This window comes from Pseudomonas sp. B7, assembly GCF_016735645.1.
Classification (GTDB): Bacteria; Pseudomonadota; Gammaproteobacteria; order Pseudomonadales; family Pseudomonadaceae; genus Aquipseudomonas; species Aquipseudomonas glycinae.
Window position 1 is genome coordinate 348,047 of the sequence record NZ_JAERRE010000003.1, and the last position, 19,462, is coordinate 367,508.

The 19,462-nt window shown below is 60.7% G+C and carries 13 protein-coding genes and 4 tRNA genes; 4 read left to right on the top strand and 13 right to left on the bottom strand.

What is annotated here, in order from left to right; all coding sequences use genetic code 11:
* Position 1 precedes the first annotated feature (1 nt).
* Positions 2-3,280: a bifunctional diguanylate cyclase/phosphodiesterase gene (locus tag JKA62_RS10280; protein ID WP_011333348.1), complete on the top strand. Its 3,279-nt coding sequence runs from the start codon at positions 2-4 to the stop codon at positions 3,278-3,280.
* A gap of 107 nt (positions 3,281-3,387) precedes the next feature.
* Positions 3,388-5,079, top strand: coding sequence for a molecular chaperone HscC (locus JKA62_RS10285; RefSeq protein WP_201817706.1), 1,692 nt, complete (start codon positions 3,388-3,390; stop codon positions 5,077-5,079).
* Here the strand turns inward: JKA62_RS10285 and JKA62_RS10290 are convergent.
* The 12 genes from JKA62_RS10290 to gltX form a co-directional block, all read right to left on the bottom strand.
* On the bottom strand, positions 5,076-7,781 hold the full coding sequence (locus JKA62_RS10290) for a J domain-containing protein (protein ID WP_011333346.1): 2,706 nt from the start codon (positions 7,779-7,781) through the stop codon (positions 5,076-5,078). The genes JKA62_RS10285 and JKA62_RS10290 overlap by 4 nt on opposite strands.
* A complete protein-coding gene (locus tag JKA62_RS10295) occupies positions 7,778-8,473 on the bottom strand; it encodes a DUF1266 domain-containing protein (RefSeq protein ID WP_011333345.1) in 696 nt (231 codons plus the stop codon). Before JKA62_RS10295 ends, JKA62_RS10290 begins: the two co-directional genes overlap by 4 nt.
* A 185-nt stretch (positions 8,474-8,658) precedes the next feature.
* The gene (locus JKA62_RS10300) at positions 8,659-9,102 is read right to left on the bottom strand and encodes an Hsp20 family protein (RefSeq protein ID WP_011333344.1); all 444 of its coding nucleotides are present in this window, start codon (positions 9,100-9,102) and stop codon (positions 8,659-8,661) included.
* A 121-nt stretch (positions 9,103-9,223) separates the two neighbouring features.
* Positions 9,224-10,183, bottom strand: a complete 960-nt coding sequence (locus JKA62_RS10305; RefSeq protein ID WP_011333343.1) for a tRNA dihydrouridine synthase — start codon at positions 10,181-10,183, stop codon at positions 9,224-9,226.
* Between the two features lie 35 nt (positions 10,184-10,218).
* A complete protein-coding gene (locus JKA62_RS10310) occupies positions 10,219-10,680 on the bottom strand; it encodes an acyl-CoA thioesterase (RefSeq protein WP_011333342.1) in 462 nt (153 codons plus the stop codon).
* A 47-nt stretch (positions 10,681-10,727) separates the two neighbouring features.
* Entirely contained in the window at positions 10,728-11,561 is an 834-nt protein-coding gene (locus tag JKA62_RS10315) for an alpha/beta fold hydrolase (RefSeq protein ID WP_007956433.1), read from the bottom strand.
* 30 nt (positions 11,562-11,591) lie between these two features.
* Positions 11,592-12,131, bottom strand: coding sequence for a TetR/AcrR family transcriptional regulator (locus JKA62_RS10320; RefSeq protein WP_011333341.1), 540 nt, complete (start codon positions 12,129-12,131; stop codon positions 11,592-11,594).
* Between the two features lie 183 nt (positions 12,132-12,314).
* Positions 12,315-12,390: transfer RNA gene (locus tag JKA62_RS10325), tRNA-Glu, on the bottom strand.
* Positions 12,391-12,468: 78 nt separating this feature from the next.
* Positions 12,469-12,544 (bottom strand) — tRNA-Ala (locus tag JKA62_RS10330).
* Positions 12,545-12,597: 53 nt separating this feature from the next.
* Positions 12,598-12,673: transfer RNA gene (locus JKA62_RS10335), tRNA-Glu, on the bottom strand.
* Positions 12,674-12,752: 79 nt separating this feature from the next.
* Positions 12,753-12,828: transfer RNA gene (locus tag JKA62_RS10340), tRNA-Ala, on the bottom strand.
* A gap of 202 nt (positions 12,829-13,030) precedes the next feature.
* Positions 13,031-14,512 (bottom strand): glutamate--tRNA ligase, encoded by a 1,482-nt coding sequence (gltX, locus tag JKA62_RS10345; RefSeq protein ID WP_007956429.1) that lies wholly within the window; start codon positions 14,510-14,512, stop codon positions 13,031-13,033.
* Positions 14,513-14,742: 230 nt separating this feature from the next.
* Here gltX and JKA62_RS10350 point away from each other — a divergent pair, with 230 nt between their 5' ends.
* Complete coding sequence (locus tag JKA62_RS10350) at positions 14,743-15,792, top strand: HlyD family secretion protein (RefSeq protein ID WP_011333339.1); 1,050 nt, start codon at positions 14,743-14,745, stop codon at positions 15,790-15,792.
* 49 nt (positions 15,793-15,841) lie between these two features.
* Positions 15,842-17,332 (top strand): MDR family MFS transporter, encoded by a 1,491-nt coding sequence (locus JKA62_RS10355; RefSeq protein WP_170844900.1) that lies wholly within the window; start codon positions 15,842-15,844, stop codon positions 17,330-17,332.
* A gap of 60 nt (positions 17,333-17,392) precedes the next feature.
* Here JKA62_RS10355 and uvrB read toward each other — a convergent pair whose 3' ends face one another.
* Positions 17,393-19,408, bottom strand: coding sequence for an excinuclease ABC subunit UvrB (gene uvrB / locus JKA62_RS10360; RefSeq protein ID WP_011333338.1), 2,016 nt, complete (start codon positions 19,406-19,408; stop codon positions 17,393-17,395).
* Positions 19,409-19,462 lie beyond the last annotated feature (54 nt).

Consider the following 19,462-nt stretch of genomic DNA (forward strand, 5'->3'; position numbering starts at 1 on the left):
AATGCCGAAATCTGTTGACCGTATTCCGCCGATGCCGCGTATTCAGGCCATTGATCCACGGCGATCCGAGCAGAGCTGGGAGAGTGCGCCGCAATTGCTCGCGGCGCTCAACGGTGCCCGGCTTGGCGCCTGGTACTGGGACATCGAGCGCGGGCAGATCAGCTGGTCGCGCGGCACTCAGGCCTTGTTCGGCTTCGACCCGCGGCAACCGCTGCCCGAAGACCTGGAATACCTCGATCTGCTGCCACCGGAAGACCGGGCGAAAACCATCCGCGCCTTCCACGCGGTGATTGCCGGTGCGCCGCTGGAACAGGCGATGCACCACCGCATCCGCTGGCCCGACGGCAGCCTGCACTGGCTGGAGATCAACGGCAGCCTGCTCCCCGACAAACACGGTCGCCCCCGAATGATCGGGGTGATCCGCGAAATCACCCACCAGCGGCAACGGGAACAGGCGCTCAGCAGTTCGGAGAAACGTTTTGCGACACTGTTTCATCTGTGCCCGAACATGGTGCTGCTGACCCGTCAGGAAGACGGCCTGATCAGCGAGGCCAACCAGTATTTCGAAAGCCTGTTCGGCTGGCCGGTGCAGAGCGCCATCGGGCGCACCACCCTGGAACTGGGCCTGTGGGTGCATCCCGAGCAGCGGGCGGAGCTGGTCAAGAAGACCAAGGCCAAGGGCGAACTGGTCAGCATGGAGGTGCAGTTCCGCGCCAGCAATGGCCAGATCCACGACGGCATCCTCAGCGCGCAAAAGGTCGAACTCGAAGGCCAGCCTTACCTGCTCAGCACTTTTCTCGACACTACCGAACGAAAAGCCGCCGAACATGCCCTGAAAGACAGCCAGGAACGCCTCGACCTGGCGCTGGATTCGGCGCAACTCGGCACCTGGGACTGGCACATTCCCAGCGGCATGCTCTACGGCTCGGCCCGCGCTGCGCAATTACACGGCCTGGAGCCGAAACCGTTCCACGAATCGTTCGAAGAGTTTTTCGAGGGCGTACCCGGCGAAGAGCGCGACAGCATGCGCGACGCCTATCGCAGCCTGCGCGAAGGCCCGGCGGGCAATTATCAGCTGACTTACCGCGTGCAATTGCCGGACGGCAGCTCGCGCTATCTGGAAAGCCGCGCCCGCCTCTATCGCGACGACAACGGCGTACCGCTGCGGATGGCCGGCACCCTGCTGGACATCACCGATCAGGTCGAACGCGAACAACGGCTGGTGGCTTCGGAAGAGAAATTCGCCACGCTGTTCCAGGTCAGCCCCGACCCGATCTGCGTCACGCGCCAGGAAACCGGGGAATTCATCGAGATCAACTCCAGTTTCTCCCAGACCTTCGGCTGGAGCGCCAGCGATGTGATCGGCCACACCGCCGAAGAAATCGGCCTGTGGGACGCCTCGGCGAAAAGCCTGCAACGCATCGAACGGGTGATCCGCGAACAGGGCCTGAGCAATGTCGCGATCATCGTCCAGCACAAGGACGGCCAGTCGCTGACCTGCGTGATTTCCAGCCGGCAGATCAGCGTCGGCAACCAGCCGTGCATCGTTACCACGCTGCGCGACATCACCCAGCAACAACGCTCGGAAGCGGCGCTCAAGGCCAGCGAAGAGAAATTCGCCAAGGCGTTCCACTCCAGCCCCGACGCCATCACCATCACCGAGCGCGACACCGGACGTTATCTGGAGGTCAACGACGGTTTCTGCCGCCTCACCGGCTACCGCGCCGACGAAGTGGTGGGCAAAACCGTGTATCAGGTCGGCATCTGGGCCGAAGAAAAACAGCGTTCTGCACTGCTTGCGGAGCTGCAGATCAAGGGCCGCGTACACCATCAGGAAATGCTCGGGCGCAACAAGCGCGGCGAGATCCTGACGGTGGAAGTCTCGGTCGAACCGATCACTCTCAACGAAACCGCCTGCCTGTTGCTCACGGCCCGGGACGTCAGCCTGCTGAAGAACGCCGAGGCGCAGATCCGCCACTTGGCTTATCACGACCCGCTGACCAACCTGCCCAACCGCGCACTGCTGATGGATCGCCTGAGCCAGCAGATCGCCCTGCTCAAGCGCCACAACCTGCGCGGCGCGCTGCTGTTTCTCGATCTGGATCACTTCAAGCACATCAACGACTCGCTGGGGCACCCGGTTGGCGACACGGTGCTGAAAATCATCACCGCACGACTTGAGGCCAGCGTACGCATGGAAGACACGGTGGCGCGGCTCGGTGGCGATGAGTTCGTGGTGTTGCTCAGCGGTCTGGAGGGCACGCGCAATGAAGTCAGTGCCCAGGTGCGCGAGCTGGCCGACACCATTCGCGAGTTGCTGTCGGAGCCGATGTTCCTCGACGGCCAGCGCCTGCAAGTGACGCCGAGCATCGGCGTGGCGCTGATTCCCGATCACGGCTCGACCCCGACCGACCTGCTCAAACGCGCCGACATTGCGCTGTACCGGGCCAAGGATTCGGGGCGCAACACCACGCAGATGTATCACAACACCATGCAGAAAGCGGCCAGCGAACGGCTGCGCATGGAGACCGACCTGCGCCTGGCGCTGTCCCGTGGCGAATTCGACGTGCATTACCAACCGCAAATCGACGCCCGGGACAATCGCATCATCGGCGCCGAAGCCCTGGTGCGCTGGAATCACCCGGAACTCGGCGCGCAATCACCCACCGAATTCATCAAGGTGCTGGAAGACAGCGGGCTGATTCTGGAGGTCGGCACCTGGATCCTCGACGAGGCGTGCGAAGCCTTCAAGCAATTGATCGCCGAAAAGCTGATCGATCCTCTGGCCTTCAGCCTGTGCGTGAACATCAGCCCCCGGCAGTTCCGCCAGAACGACTTCGTCGAGCGCATCGAACACAGCATGAGCAGCCACGGCCTGCCCTGCTCGTTGCTGAAACTGGAGATCACCGAAGGTATCGTCATTCAGAACCTGGAAGACACCATCAGCAAGATGCGTCGCCTGAAAAAACTCGGCGTGAGTTTTGCCATGGACGATTTCGGCACCGGCTATTCATCGCTGACCTATCTGAAACGATTGCCGGTAGACACGCTGAAGATCGATCAGTCGTTCATCCGCGACGCCACCACCGACCCCAACGACGCCGAAATCATCCGCGCCATCGTCGCCATGGCCCGCAGCCTGGAATTGGAGGTGATCGCCGAAGGCGTGGAAACCCCGGAACAGCTGGCCTTCCTGCAGGGGTTGGGCTGCCATTTGTATCAGGGTTATCTGCACAGCCGGCCGTTGCCGCTTGAGGGATTGAAGGGATTGCTGGAATGACCTGACACCTGCGGCCGCTTATCACAAGTATCGACCCAGGCCGGTAATTGCCAGGGTTGGCGGCAACCTGTAGGGTCGCGTTTTTTCGCGCTGTTTCGAGATCGATCATGCAGGATGCAACCCTCCCCCGCCCGGCCCTGCTGGGCATTGACCTTGGCACCACCAACAGTTTGATCGCCGTGTGGCAGGACGGTCAGGCCCGATTGATCCCCAACGCCCTCGGCGAGGTACTGACCCCGTCGGTGGTCAGCCTCGATGAAGACGAGACCATTTTGGTCGGCAAAGCCGCACGCGCACGCCTCACGACCCACCCGGAACGCACAGCCGCCGCGTTCAAGCGATTCATGGGCAGCGACCGGCAGATCGAACTCGGCACCAAAACCTTCAGCCCCGAAGAGTTATCGGCACTGGTGCTGGGCTCACTCAAGCAGGACGCCGAAGCCTTTCTCGGCCACCCGGTGGCTGAAGCGGTGATTTCCGTGCCGGCGTATTTCAGTGACGAGCAACGCAAACGCACACTGTTCGCCGCCGAACTGGTGGGCCTGAAGGTCTCCCGACTGATCAACGAGCCAACCGCCGCTGCAATGGCGTATGGCCTGCACGAGCAGAAATTCGAACGCACGCTGATCTTCGATCTGGGCGGCGGGACGTTCGATGTCACGGTGCTGGAATATGCGTTGCCGCTGATTGAAGTGCATGCGTCCACCGGGGACAACTTTTTGGGTGGTGAGGACTTTACCGCTGCACTGCTGAATGCCTGTCTGAAAAACTGGCGACTGACCCCGTCGATGATTGATCCGCAAGGCATGGCCAGCCTGGGCGATGCCCTGGAACAACTCAAATGCGAACTCGGCGAAGGACCTCAATCGCTGAGCTGGCACCATGCCGACAAACTGTACGAATGGTCGCTGGATGAAGCCGCTGCCGTGAAGATCTGGGAACCGTTGCTGGTACGATTGCGCGCGCCGATCGAACAGGCCCTGCGCGATGCGCGCTTGAAACCACGGGATCTCGACAGTCTGGTGCTGGTCGGTGGGGCAACGCGAATGCCTGCGGTACAACAGTTGGTCGCCACACTGTTCGGACGCCTGCCCTACCGGCATCTTGATCCCGACACCCTCGTTGCATTGGGCGCGGCCACGCAAGCGGCCTGCAAGGCGCGCGATGGCGCGATCGAAGAACTGATTCTGACCGATGTCTGCCCGTATACACTGGGCATCGCAACCATGCGTGGCAAAGGCATCGACGGCGCCTTTTCGCCGATCATCGAACGCAACACCATCATCCCGACGTCACGGGTAGAGCGCTACCACACAACCCATCCCCGGCAGGAGCTGCTGCGCATTGCCGTTTATCAGGGTGAGCGGCCGTGGGTACGTGACAACATCCTCATTGACGCTTTCGATGTCACCTTGACGCCCACCGATAACATTCAGGAGCTGGACGTACGCTTCAGTTACGACATCAACGGTTTACTCGAGGTCGACGTCACGCTGCTCCAGACCGGCGAACGCCACAGCCACAGCATCGACCGCAGTCCCACCGGGCTGAATGAACAAGCACGCAGAGACAGCCATAACCGCCTGTCGACGCTGAAGGTCCATCCACGCGACGCATTGCCCAACCGCACACTGCTGGCCCGTCTGGAGCGGGCATGGATGCAAAGTCTGGGCACGCAGCGCGAACACATTGCCGAGTGGCTGCACAACTTCACCACGGTACTCGGCGGACAGCAGCCGGCCGAGATCGCCAGCCACCGCTCAGAGCTCAACAAGGCGCTGGATCAACTGCGCCTCTAACCGTTAAGTCGCCGCAGAGCAGCCTGCAGACCACCGGACAGCATCTCGCCACCCTCGCCACCGCCGCTGTCCGGTGGCACCCCGTACCGGTTGGGCAACTTGTCACCGGGAAAGCCGAACAGCAGCAGCGGCAGAAACGGCAAGACCGGCGACAAGGCCATGAATATCAGCAATGTGGGCAGGCCTCGTCCCATATCATGCAAACGGCGCAGAGTGGCACCGAATAACAGCAGAACACCCAGTAACAGGATCAGAATGCCAAAGAATGTGGTACCGCTGATCAATCCTGCCACCGGCGTAATCACCACACACCCCAGGACCTGGGCGATAAAAGCCTTGCGCCCCAGCCGCGACCCCAGGCGCCAGATCGCCCCTGCCGGCACCGGCTGAACATCACTTTTGGCCAACATCAAACGCTCCGACCAGGACAGCAAGGCACACAGCGCCAGGCGCAAGCCGATACTGTTCTTCACGTCATCCTTGCCCTGCTGCAATTGGCGCAGCACTCGCGTTTTCGGCACTCCGGCAGCGCCATAGCGCACCATGGCCTTGAGCGAATCGAGGGCCTCGTATGCCAACAGTTTGTCGACCCCAAAATCCGTCAACACCTTGCGCGGCGGCCACACCGGCTCGCCCTTGATCAAGCCGTCACGAAACCCTTCGAACCAGTCATCCTCGCAACTGACTGCCGCGATGGACTGCAGCAAGGCACGATGCTGCTCGGCGCTCAGGCTCGGGTCGTGATAGAGCACGCCCCAGAACATCAACAGCCCCAACAGATCGTCGCCACACGCAGCGCGGTCGCTCTCGATGCAGGTGTAAAGCAGGGTATTGGCAGGCAATCGGGCGCTGTCGAGTGCCTGCTGCACGCTGAACAATTGCTGCACCAGCAAGCCGTGCACCGGATCATTGCCTTGCAGCCAGCCCAGTAAACCGTCGCAATTGCCTTGCTCGCGTTGCAACCGCCGCAACAGTGGCTGCAGTCGACTCAAAGGATGAACCGGACTGAACGGCAGACGCTCCAGGCACTGCCCATCGATCATTGGCAGCCAGCGCTCCGGCTGATCCAGCAACGCCAGCAAAAACACGGTTTGAGCGTGCCACTCCCAGGCAGCCTCGCCCAGCCCGACCGGCGGCAACCCTATCCCGCGACGGCTCAACTGAAGGAGCAGATCGAGCTCGGACAAGTCACAGTCGTCTTTGACGGCGCCCAATTTGAATGCTTCGGCGATGCGCTCCAGGGCGGTGTCACTGTAGGGCCGCAAGCGACGCAACCACAGGCGACAGACCTTTTGCAGCTCGCCTGTTGTCAGTGCCTGCGGCAATTGCTGCGATATTGAATCCGCTTCGCTGAATACACTCATAGCCTGCGCAATCGGCGCATTCTCCAACCAGCGCAGATGTTGTCCGGCCTGAACTTTGAACCCGCTCAACACCAGGCATTCAAGCGCATCGACCGGGAGCGGCTGATCCAGAATCCGCTGCAGCAAGACCGCATCACCGCGATGCAGCGCCCAGGCATGCCGGTACAGTTGCAGCAGCCTGCTGTCGGCATTCTCACCCAGCAGTTGGGCAAGCAACGGGAGCTCATCGCCTGTCATGCGCCAATCGACAAAACTTTTCGCCAGGCTATCGAGCTTCAACCGCCCGACACCCAACCAACGGTTCAGCGTCTCGGGGCGTTGTGACGGACTGCCGTATACCTGCGCGTCATCCCCGAGATCCGCAGGCCACTCGGAGAAATCGCCCAGACAATCGAACGCCTGAATCAGCAGAGGCAGAAAAGTCGGTTGCCGCTTGGCGCACAATTCCAGCAGACGACTTTCGGCCATCGGATGGCGGAACTCGTTCCACAGCCTGATCCAGCACGGCAATGCCTGATCGTCCCGCCCCAGCAGACTGCTCTGACACGCCAACAGGTAAAGCCAGTCCACGTCATCCGGTGCTTCCAGCTGTTTTTCGACACAGCACTGCAAAAATATCGGTGCACCGATGCCCGCCTGGGTGAACTGCACCAGCAAACGTTTCATGAACGCAGCATCATCCGGCAACGGCAGACACGTGTGCTGACTGGCGAAGTCAGCGAACTCATGGAGGGGACGCTGGGTGAAAATAAAGTCGAGGCTGCGGGCGTACCAAAGTGTTTCGGTCTGCGCAGCCAATGACCAGGCGCTCATCAGATCGGTATCGAACGGGTCAGGCGTTTCGATTCGCTGCAAAAAGGCTCCCACCCGATGCGCGTCGTTGAACTCCAGATCCAGTAACTGCTGATGCCACGCCATACGCTTGGCCAACAGATTCGCGCAGCGGTAAGACAGAGGGCCGGCATCGGCCATCCGGTGGTAGAGCCCCCAACTGAGTTCATCGAGCTGTTCCAGCGACAGCTCATCCAGCGCCCGGACAAATGCCTGCCACGCCTCGAAGTTGAAACGTCGCGCGGGATCGTCAAGCAACTCGCAGAAATCCGCGAACGCCTGCGGGATCTCGACAACCTCCTGCCCTGAGTTTTCAGTTATTTCCTCGGGCGCTTCTTCCTCATCTTCACGCGCCAGGCGCAAGGCGTTTTCGTAGGCCATGCGCAGCGCCTGAAATCCTTCAGGATCGGTTTCCGGATGATGCGACGGCAATCGTGCGCGGTAGGCATCGCGAATCAGGGTTTCGTCGGATGTAGGCTCGATGCCCAGGCGAATCCAGCAACTCATGACCAGTCGAACTCCTTGAGCGATGCCGGACGGGGTAACGAATCAATTTCCATGTGCCAGGGCAGGTCGGCCAGAAAGTGCGGAATGTTCTGGGCGAGGCCGCGGGTGATCCGCAGGTTATGAACACTGTCCCCTTGCCGCTCCAGCTCGCAAGCCAACTCGTCGTCGCTTGTGTTCAGGCAACACCAAAACGTACGCCCCACAACAAAGCCATTGAAGTAAGACATCCAGCTACCGTAGTGAAATTGCGCCCTGACGGCCAAACGGCTGTGCAGCCAGTTGCTTTCGGCCAGATCAATCCACTGATTGCGCACTGCGCAACGCAAGAGAAACCCCATCCGCCCGTAATCCCAAGACAAAATTCCTCCGGGACCACAACCGCCAAAAGTGCGACTGGCAAACTCATGCAGAACACGCTCGCGAGGGCTCAGCTCTTCGAGCAGGCGCTGCCATTCATTCGGCAGACAACGTTGCCACGCCGAATAGGCGCCACTCAGGTGCTTTGCATGTCCGTCGTCCGTCATCCATTGAAGCATGTCGAACAATTGTCGCCGGTCATCGATTCCCCAGCTGCCTTTCAGATCGATATAGCGGTCGTCGCAGAAGGCAGGGTCGTCATACCCGGCACCGGTATTAAGCGCGGCCATTGGCGCAGAGAGGGCGCACAGCCAGCGCTGTTGAATATCGTCCATGAAAAAAGGCTCCAGGCCGACCGCTAAGGATGGGGTCGGCTAAACTGCGGCGGATTGTAGAGAAACCGCCGCTGGCGGCAAAGTCGAACAGCCATTTTCCTGCGCCCACAAAAAAGGCCCCGACGTGTCGGGGCCTTCATTCAGCGGCTTATCGCCCGTTCAGACGATTTGTTTCTGCAAGTGACTCAGTGTTGCAGAGCCGGCTGCGCCCCATTGATCGGGATGCGCTTGGCTTTCGCCTCTTCCGGAATCACGCGCAACAGGTCGATGCTCAACAGACCGTTGCTCAGGCCGGCGGCCTTGATCTCGATGTGATCGGCCAGGCGGAAGGACAGCTTGAATGCACGCTGAGCAATGCCCTGGTGCAGGAACGTGACGCCTTCATTGGCATCACGCTTGCCGCCACTGATGGTCAGCACGCCTTTTTCGACTTGCAGTTCCAGGTCTTCTTCCTGGAAACCGGCCGCCGCCACGACGATGCGGTATTGATCGTCACCGTGTTTTTCCACGTTGTAAGGCGGATAGGTGCTGCCCGGCTCGTTGCGCAGGGCGGTTTCGAACAGGTCGTTGAAACGGTCGAAACCTACCGAGGAACGGAACAGTGGAGCGAGGGAAAATGCAGTACTCATGATTCAAATCTCCTGAAAACAATCAGCAAGTTTTTTTGTCTCCGCGACCCGAATTCGGCATCGCGTAACCCTTAGATAGGGACCTGCGTTTTGTTTTCAAGAGATCGTTTGAAGATTTTTTTCAGGCGGCTTCGGCGACCGGCAAACCCAGCAAACGCGAGACCTGATCCGGCTCGGTCTCCCGGCGCAGCACGGTGAAAAGCTCGACGGCTTCGGGATAATTGCGGGTCAGCATGGCCAGCCATTGCTTCAAACGGCCAGGCGATTGGCGCGCGGTCATTTGCGCTTTGGCTTGCAGCCAGAAGTCCTGGATCAGTGGCATCAGCTCGGCCCAGGTCATCTCGACGACTTCTTCGCCGGCACGGGCGGCGGCGATCTGACGGGCCAGGTCCGGGCGCGACACCAGACCGCGACCGAGCATGATGTCTTCGACGCCGCTGATTTCCCGGCAGCGTCGCCAGTCCTCGACGCTCCAGATGTCGCCGTTGGCAAATACCGGCACCTTGACCACATCTTGTACGCGCGGGATCCACTCCCAATGGGCCGGTGGCTTATAGCCGTCGACCTTGGTCCGGGCGTGCACCACGATGTGTTCGGCGCCGCCTTCTGCCAGTGCCGTGGCGCACACCAGCGAGCCGTCCGGGCTGTCGAAACCCAGGCGCATCTTGGCGGTAACCGGAATGTGCGCAGGTACGGCGCGACGCACGTGTTCGACGATCCGGTTGAGCAGTTCCGGCTCCTTGAGCAGTACCGCACCGCCACGGGACTTGTTGACGGTCTTGGCCGGGCAACCGAAGTTCAGGTCGATCACTTCGGAGCCCAGCTCGCAGGCCAGCGCCGCGTTTTCCGCCAGGCACACCGGATCGGAACCCAGCAACTGCACGCGCAGTGGCACGCCGGACGCCGTGCGCGCACCGTTGAGCAGTTCAGGGCCGAACTTGTGGAAATAGGCCGGAGTCAGCAACTGATCGTTGACCCGGATGAACTCGGTCACGCACCAGTCAATACCGCCGACACGGGTCAGGACATCGCGCAGGATGTCGTCGACCAACCCTTCCATCGGCGCCAGAGCAATTTGCATGGGAAACACACACTCAAGGAAAAACGTGCGGCAGTTTACTGGGTTTCGCGGGTTAAACCCATGTCCGCCGTCTGTATGGCCGGGCCATAGCCTTCGATGAATTCGGCGGGCATGCGCTTGGGCCGGCCGGTGGACAGCTCAATGCAGACGAAGGTGGTCTGGGCGCGCAGCAGCGTGGCGTTGTCGCTGGGGCGGATCAGTTGGAAGTGACGGGTCATTTTCAGGCGCTGGTCCCAATCAACGATCCAGGTCGCCAATTGCAGCTCGTCGCCTTCGTAGGCGGCGGCCAGGTAATCGATTTCGTGGCGTACAACGGCCATTGCCCGATCCAGCCGCCGGTACTCGACCAGATCCAGGCCCAGGCGCTGTGAGTGGCGCCAGGCGCAGCGCTCGAGCCAGGTCACATAGACCGCGTTGTTGGCGTGGCCCAGCCCGTCGATGTCCTCGGCGCCCACTTGCAGATCAATGGTAAACGGCGTTGCCCGATCCCAGCCCATGCCCTACTCCCGGTCAAATGATTCAACCGGGGCAGTGTAACGGATGACTAGGCCGATTGCCGCGCCTGAAGGCTGCGCCCGGCCAGCAGTGATAACACGCCATCAATCACCCGAGGGTCGGCCAGTACGCGTTGATGGCCGCCGGCCTCCAGGCGCAGCAAGCGACTGTCGAACCAGGATTCGTGGATCAATTGGGATTCCTTGACCGAAACGAACGTGTCGTCCTCGGCATGCACGATCAGGCCTGGCATATCCAGTTGATAGTGGGCGACATCGAGGGTGGCGGCGCGCATGCCGACGTCCTGTTCAACCTCGCGAATGAACGCGGAACGAGCTCTGGGCGGCATGCCGACGTAGCGGGCAAATCCGCGCAGCACCCCGAGAATTCGCGCGGGAGCGGCGATGCTCACCAGGGTTTCAGTGCGCAAGCCCAATTGCACCGCGAGCATGGCACTGGCACCGCCCATGGAGTGGCCGATGACCGCTTGCAACGGCGGCAATTCGGCCGCGGCCTCAAGCATCGCACGGGCGAACAGCACCACGTTGGCTTCACGCCCCGGCGAGCGACCGTGGGCCGGACCATCCAGCGCGACAACGGTGTAGCCCGCTTCGACCAGCGCAGTGATCAACGCGGCAAACTGGGTGGGGCGCCCTTCCCAGCCATGCATCAGCAAAACAGTCGGGCCTTGCCCCCAGCGCAGGGCCGAAAGACCGAAGCGCAAAGTGATGCGTTCGGATTTCGCCAGCAGCGGCAATTCCCAATCGCGCGGTGTATTCGCGCGCGGCGTCATGAACGCCAACCGCATTTTGCTCGCCACCAGTTTCGGTGCGAACCAGCCCAAGGTGCCATTAACGCCGCGAACCCACTTCAACGTGCTCATCGCTCTCTCCCCGGGCTTGTAGCCTTCAGGTCAACGCACCGCCGACTTGGCAGCGCGCAGCAATCGATCGGATAAATCCCCAGGGCCCAACGCCCTGGCGAGCGCCAGGCCTCCCACCATCAAGGCCACGTCGGCCAACGCTTTGTCGGTGTCTTCCGGCGTTGCGGCCAACTGCGCAATCATCAATTCCAGGTGTTCGTTCAACGCGATCCGGAACGCCTCCGGTAGACGGCCCAGCTCGCCGATGGAGGCCGGAATCGGGCAGGCCGAATCGCTGGAATCACGGTGCTTGCGCGACAGGTAGAAAGCAGCCACCAGGGCGCGGCGCTCCTCACCGGTCAGCTCGCTGTCCATGTCGGCAATCAGGTCGCGACGGCGACCGAGCAATTGCTTGAACGCCTCAAGCATCATTGCGTCCTTGCTTTCGAAGTGGGCGTAGAAGCCACCGACGGTCAGGCCGGCCGCCCCCATCACTTCGCCCACGCTCGGTTCAGCCGGACCGCGCTGGATCAGTGCAGCACTGGCGGCCTTGAGAATGCGTTCGCGGGTTTGAGCTTTCTTGTCGTTCATCGTCGCCTCCGAATATTACGATAGCAATATTATTCTCATAATAATATTCCGCAAGTCACACGCGTGACCGCTGGTCTGAAGCACAGTGTTAAGGAAAAAGAGGATTTGGCCAAACGCCAGACAAACAAAAGGGCCATTCAATAATTGAATGACCCTTATAAAATCCCGCAGAGCGGGTAATCGTGGCGTCCCCTAGGGGACTCGAACCCCTGTTACCGCCGTGAAAGGGCGGTGTCCTAGGCCACTAGACGAAGGGGACACAAACCTTCTATACAAATGATCAGCGCTGAGTACTGATCGATTCAAGGCCGGTGTGGCCAGACCTTGAACTGTAAATTGGTGGAGCTAAGCGGGATCGAACCGCTGACCTCCTGCATGCCATGCAGGCGCTCTCCCAGCTGAGCTATAGCCCCGGATTTTTCGCCTCTCGGCGGAGCGACATCTTGCAACATCACTTCTGTAAAACTGGCGTCCCCTAGGGGACTCGAACCCCTGTTACCGCCGTGAAAGGGCGGTGTCCTAGGCCACTAGACGAAGGGGACGCAAACCCTTCTATACAACTGATCAACGCTGAGTGTTGATCGCTTCGAAGCCGGTGTGGCCAGGCTTCGAAGTGTAAATTGGTGGAGCTAGACGGGATCGAACCGTCGACCTCTTGCATGCCATGCAAGCGCTCTCCCAGCTGAGCTATAGCCCCTCATCGTTGATGTCATCGCTGAGGACGGGGCGAATCTTAAGGGCGTATCGAAAGGCTGTCAAACTTATTTTTGAAAAATTTCAAAATTTTTTGTCGGCATTACAATCACTTACCGCCCTCCCCCCGTAAATTCGGGGGAAAACACCGAAGGACAGGATCAAAAGATCCTGACCTTCGGCGCGTCCTGCAGAGTCAAACGCAATCAGGCGATGGCGCCCAACAGCTTTTCCCACTCTTTGTTTTCTTTCTTCGACACGCCGCCCAGCAGGTCAATCGCCTGGCGCAGACGGAAACGGGTCAGGTCCGGCCCGAGGATTTCCATCGCATCGAGCACCGACACCGAACTCGCCTGCCCGGTAATCGCGGCAAACATCAGCGGCATCGCATCACGCAGCTTGAGCTCGAGGGATTCGACCACCGCCTGAATCGTCGCGGTGATGCTGTCCTTCTCCCACTGACGCAGGCTTTCCAGCTTCCACAGGATCAATTGCATCAACTGACGAACCTGATCGCCCGAAAGCTTTTTCGATTCGAACAGCTTGGCATCCGGGTTCACGCCACCGGCGAAGAAGAACCCGGCCAGCGGTGCAACCTGGCTGAAGGTTTCGACACGGCCCTGAACATGCGGCGCGATCTTCATCATGTACTCGGAGTTGAACGCCCACTTCTGAACGCGAGCGGCGAACTCTTCCACCGGCAGATCACGCAGCCACTGGCCGTTGAGCCACGACAGCTTCTCGATATCGAAAATCGGCCCACCCAGCGACACGCGCTTGAGGTCGAAGTTGTCGACCATTTCCTGCAGCGAGAACTTCTCGCGCTCGTCCGGCATCGACCAGCCCATGCGGCCCAGGTAGTTAAGCATCGCCTCAGGCATGAAACCCATGCGCTCGTAGAACGTCACCGAAGTCGGGTTCTTGCGCTTGGACAGCTTGCTCTTGTCCGGGTTACGCAGCAGCGGCATGTAGCACAGCTCCGGTTGTTCCCAGCCGAAATACTCGTAAAGCAGGATCAGTTTCGGCGCCGACGGCAACCATTCTTCGCCGCGCAGCACGTGAGTGATGCCCATCAGGTGATCGTCGACCACGTTGGCCAGGAAGTACGTCGGCAGGCCGTCGGTCTTCATCAGCACTTGCATGTCCATGCGATCCCACGGGATCTCGACATCGCCACGCAGCATGTCCGGCACCACGCAGACGCCTTCGCTCGGCACCTTCATGCGGATCACGTGCGGCTCGCCGGCAGCCAGGCGCCGGGCGACTTCTTCCTTGGACAGCAACAGTGCACGGCCGTCGTAACGCGGGGTTTCGCCGCGCGCCATTTGCTCGGCGCGCATCTGGTCCAGCTCTTCAGCGGTGCAGAAGCACGGGAAGGCGTGGCCCATGTCGACCAGTTGCTGGCAATACTTCTGATAGATATCGCCGCGCTCGCTCTGACGGTACGGGCCGTGCGGGCCGCCGACGTCCGGGCCTTCGCTCCAGTCGATACCCAGCCAGCGCAGGGCGTCGAAGATCTGCTGTTCGGACTCGCGGGTCGAACGCAATTGATCGGTGTCTTCGATCCGCAGGATGAACTCACCGCCGTGCTGCTTGGCAAAGCAGTAGTTGAACAGTGCGATGTAAGCGGTACCTACGTGGGGATCCCCGGTAGGCGATGGCGCGATGCGAGTGCGGACGGTGGTCATGGCATGTCTCGAAAAGAATGAAAAGCAAAGAACGATCAAGCGGCGAATGGTAACAGGCGACACCCGCCCCGCTCCAGCGGGCAGGGCATTTAAGCCAAGGTTGCGTCTGGAACGCCCGTTGGCCGTGGTGAATGGCCGAATATCAACAGACGGCATTTACCGTTCATCGGCTGTATGCCAGATTCGCCTGCTGATAACTTTCCTTACAATTCCTCGACTACAGTTTGCCCATGCCTGCCCAACTCAAGCGTCGCCTGTTCATTTTCCTGCTGCTGGTCCTGCTGATTGCCGGGGGCTTTTTCGCCCATTGGTTTTTCAAGGGACGCTTTTATGAAAGCACCGACAACGCCTATGTCCAGGGTGAAATCACCCGCGTGTCGAGCCAGTTGAGCGCACGCATCGACGAAGTGCTGGTGCAGGACAACCAACATGTGGAAAAGGGCCAACTGCTGATCCGTCTCGAACCGAATGATTTCCGTCTGGCCGTCGATCGCGCCAACGCCGCCCTCGCCACCCGTGAGGCCGAGCGCCTGCAAGCCCAGAGCAAATTGACCCAGCAAGCCAGCCTGATTGCCGCCAGCGACGCGCAAGTTGCCACCACCCAGGCAACGCTCGGCCGCTCGCAGGTGGATTTGTCGCGGGCAGAAACCCTGCGTAAACCCGGCTACGTCTCCGAGGAGCGGGTCACCACCCTCTCCGCCGACGCCCATATCGCCCGCTCGCAAGTGGCCAAGGCCCAGGCCGATGCCCAGAGCCAGCGCCAGCAAGTCAACGCGCTGACCGCCGAGATCAAACGCCTCGATGCACAGATCGCCAACGCCCGTGCCGACCTCGCCCAGGCCGAACTGAACCTGACCCGCAGCGAAATCCACGCGCCGATCAGCGGCCTGATCGGCCAGCGTGCCGCGCGCAATGGGCAAGTGGTACAGGCCGGCGCCTATCTTTTGTCGATCGTCCCGGACGAAGACATCTGGGTGCAGGCCAATTTCAAGGAAACCCAGATCGGCCACATGCAGCCGGGCCAAAAGGCCGAGCTGCTTTTCGATGCCTATGGCGATACGCCGGTCGAAGCCCGGGTCGACAGTCTGTTCGCCGCCTCTGGCGCGCAGTTCAGCCTGTTGCCGCCGGACAACGCCACCGGCAACTTCACCAAGGTCGTGCAGCGGATTCCGGTCAAGCTGACCTTCAAGGCCGATAACCCGCTGCACGGCAAGATCCGTCCGGGCATGTCCGTCACCGCCACCGTGAACATCAAAGACGCCCCTGACAATGGCCGGTGATTCACTGATCCGCCCGGTCGGCGAACCGACCCGGCGGGACTGGATCGCGGTGATGAGCGTCATGCTTGGCGCCTTCATGGCGGTGCTCGACATCCAGATCACCAACTCGTCGCTCAAGGATATTCAGGGCGCCCTGTCGGCGACCCTGGAAGAAGGCTCGTGGATTTCGACGTCTTATCTGGTGGCGGAAATCATCATGATTCCGCTGACCGCCTGGCTGGTGCAGTTGCTGTCGGCACGGCGGCTGGCGGTGTGGGTGTCGCTGGGGTTTCTGATTTCTTCGCTGTTGTGCTCGATGGCCTGGAGTCTGGAGAGCATGATCGTGTTTCGCGCCATGCAGGGCTTCACCGGCGGCGCGCTGATCCCGCTGGCGTTCACCCTGACACTGATCAAACTCCCCGAACACCACCGCGCCAAAGGCATGGCGATGTTTGCCATGACCGCCACCTTCGCCCCATCCATCGGCCCGACCCTCGGCGGCTGGCTCACGGAAAACTGGGGCTGGGAGTACATCTTCTATATCAACATCCCGCCGGGGCTGATCATGATCGCCGGGCTGATGTACGGGTTGGAGAAGAAAGAAGCGCATTGGGAGCTGCTGAAAAGCACCGATTACACCGGCATTCTCACGCTCGGCATCGGCCTCGGTTGCCTGCAGGTTTTCCTTGAGGAAGGCCATCGCAAGGACTGGCTGGAATCGAGCCTGATCGTGACGCTGGGCAGCATCGCCCTGCTGAGCCTGATCACCTTCGTGATCGTGCAGATTTCCAAGCCCAACCCGCTCATCAACCTCGGCATCCTGCGCAACCGCAATTTCGGGCTGTCGAGTATTTCCAGCCTCGGCATGGGCGTCGGGTTGTACGGTTCGATCTATCTGCTGCCGCTGTACCTGGCGCAAATCCAGAACTACAACGCCCTGCAGATCGGCGAAGTGATCATGTGGATGGGCGTGCCGCAGCTGTTTCTGATTCCGCTAGTGCCGAAACTGATGAAATTCGTCTCGCCGAAATGGCTGTGCACAATCGGTTTCGGGCTGTTCGGGCTGGCGAGTTTTTCATCCGGGGTGCTCAATCCGGATTTCGCCGGGCCGCAGTTCAACCAGATCCAGATCATCCGTGCCTTGGGTCAGCCGCTGATCATGGTGACCATTTCGCTGATCGCCACGGCGTACATCCTGCCGCAAGACGCGGGCTCAGCATCGAGCCTGTTCAACATTTTGCGCAACCTCGGCGGCGCCATCGGCATCGCCCTGCTCGCTACTTTGCTGGATGCGCGCACCAAAACCTATTTCGATTATTTGCGTGAAGCGGTGGTGCCGACCAATCCGCAGGTGGCCGAACGCTTGGCGTCGATGACCGATCGTTTCGGCAGTGACACGGCGGCGTTGGGCAAGTTGAGCGAGATCGTGCATCAGCAGGCGCTGATCATGGCCTACAACGATGCGTTTCATTTTGTCGGGATTGCGCTGGGGATCAGCATGTTGGCGATTTTGCTGACCAAGAAATTGCCCGCCGGACTGAAGGCCGGCGAGGCACATTAATCTTGAGCGGACGCAGAGCGTCCAGGGCTGCATTCCCACGCAGAGCGTGGGAACGATCCGTTAAACGGCCAACAGCCGCTCACGCAGCTTGGCGATTTCGTCGCGCATCTGTGCTGCCGCTTCGAATTCCAGGTCGCGGGCCAGCTGGTACATCTTCTCTTCCAGTTGGCGGATGCGCTTGGTGATCTCGCTCGGCGAGCGCAGTTCGGCTTCGTACTTGGCGTTCTCTTCGGCGGCCTTGGCCATGCCTTTGCGCTTCTTGCTGCGCGAACCGGGCACGGTGGCGCCTTCCATGATGTCGGCGACGTCCTTGAACACGCCCTTCGGCGTGATGCCGTTGGCCAGATTGAAGGCGATCTGTTTGTCACGACGGCGTTCGGTTTCGCCGATGGCGCGCTCCATCGAACCGGTGATGCGATCCGCGTAGAGAATCGCCCGGCCATTGAGGTTACGTGCCGCCCGGCCGATGGTCTGGATCAGCGAACGCTCGGAACGCAGGAAGCCTTCCTTGTCCGCGTCGAGAATCGCCACCAGCGACACTTCCGGCATGTCCAGACCTTCACGCAGCAGGTTGATCCCCACCAGCACATCGAACGTGCCCAAACGCAGGTCGCGGATGATTTCGACCCGCTCGACGGTGTCGATGTCCGAGTGCAGATAACGCACGCGTACGCCGTGATCGGCCAGGTAATCGGTCAGGTCTTCGGCCATGCGCTTGGTCAGCGTGGTAACCAGCACCCGCTCCTCCACCGCCACACGCTTGGTGATTTCCGACAATAGATCGTCAACCTGAGTCAGCGCCGGCCGCACTTCGACCTGCGGGTCGACCAGACCGGTCGGGCGCACAACCTGTTCGATCACCCGCCCGGCATGCTCGGCTTCGTAGTTGCCGGGCGTGGCCGAGACGAAAATCGTCTGTGGGCTCACCCCTTCCCACTCGTCGAAGCGCATCGGCCGGTTGTCCAGCGCCGACGGCAGGCGGAAGCCGTACTCCACGAGAGTTTCTTTGCGCGAGCGGTCGCCCTTATACATCGCGCCGACTTGCGGCACGCTGACGTGGGATTCGTCGATCACCAGCAACGCATCGGCCGGCAGGTAATCGTAGAGCGTCGGCGGCGCCGCACCAGCCGGGCGTCCGGACAGGTAGCGCGAGTAGTTTTCGATGCCGTTGCAGTAGCCGAGTTCGAGGATCATCTCCAGGTCGAACCGGGTGCGCTGCTCAAGACGCTGGGCTTCCACCAGTTTGTTGTTGTTGCGCAGGTATTCCAGGCGCTCCTGCAACTCGACCTTGATCCCCTCGATGGCGTCGAGCAGGGTTTCCCGGGGCGTCACGTAGTGGCTCTTCGGGTAGAAGGTGAAGCGCGGCAGCTTGCGGATGACTTCGCCGGTCAGCGGGTCGAACGCAGAAATGCTCTCCACCTCGTCATCGAACAGCTCGATGCGGATCGCTTCCAGGTCGGATTCCGCCGGGTAGATGTCGATCACATCGCCGCGCACACGGAAGGTCGCACGGGCGAAATCCATGTCGTTGCGGGTGTATTGCAGGTCGGCCAGGCGCCTCACCAGCGCACGTTGATCGAGCTTGTCGCCGCGATCGACGTGCAGGACCATTTTCAAATAGGTTTCCGGGCTGCCCAGACCGTAGATGCACGACACCGTGGTGACGATGATCGCGTCCTTGCGCTCGAGCAGTGCCTTGGTCGCCGACAGCCGCATCTGCTCGATATGGTCGTTGATCGACGCATCCTTCTCGATAAAGGTGTCGGACGACGGCACATAGGCTTCGGGCTGGTAGTAGTCGTAGTAGGAAACGAAGTATTCGACGGCGTTGTTCGGGAAGAACGACTTGAACTCGCCGTACAACTGCGCGGCCAGGGTCTTGTTCGGCGCCAGCACCAGCGTCGGACGCTGCACCTGGGCGATCACATTGGCGATGCTGAAGGTCTTGCCCGACCCGGTCACCCCGAGCAGCGTCTGGTGCGACAGCCCGGCTTCGATGCCTTCGACCATCAGGCGAATGGCTTCGGGTTGATCGCCGGCGGGGTCGAAACGGGTGACGAGCTGGAATTCAGACATAAACACCTCTGGAATCGCGACGCGGCGGGCAACCGCAGCACCACGAGAAAGACC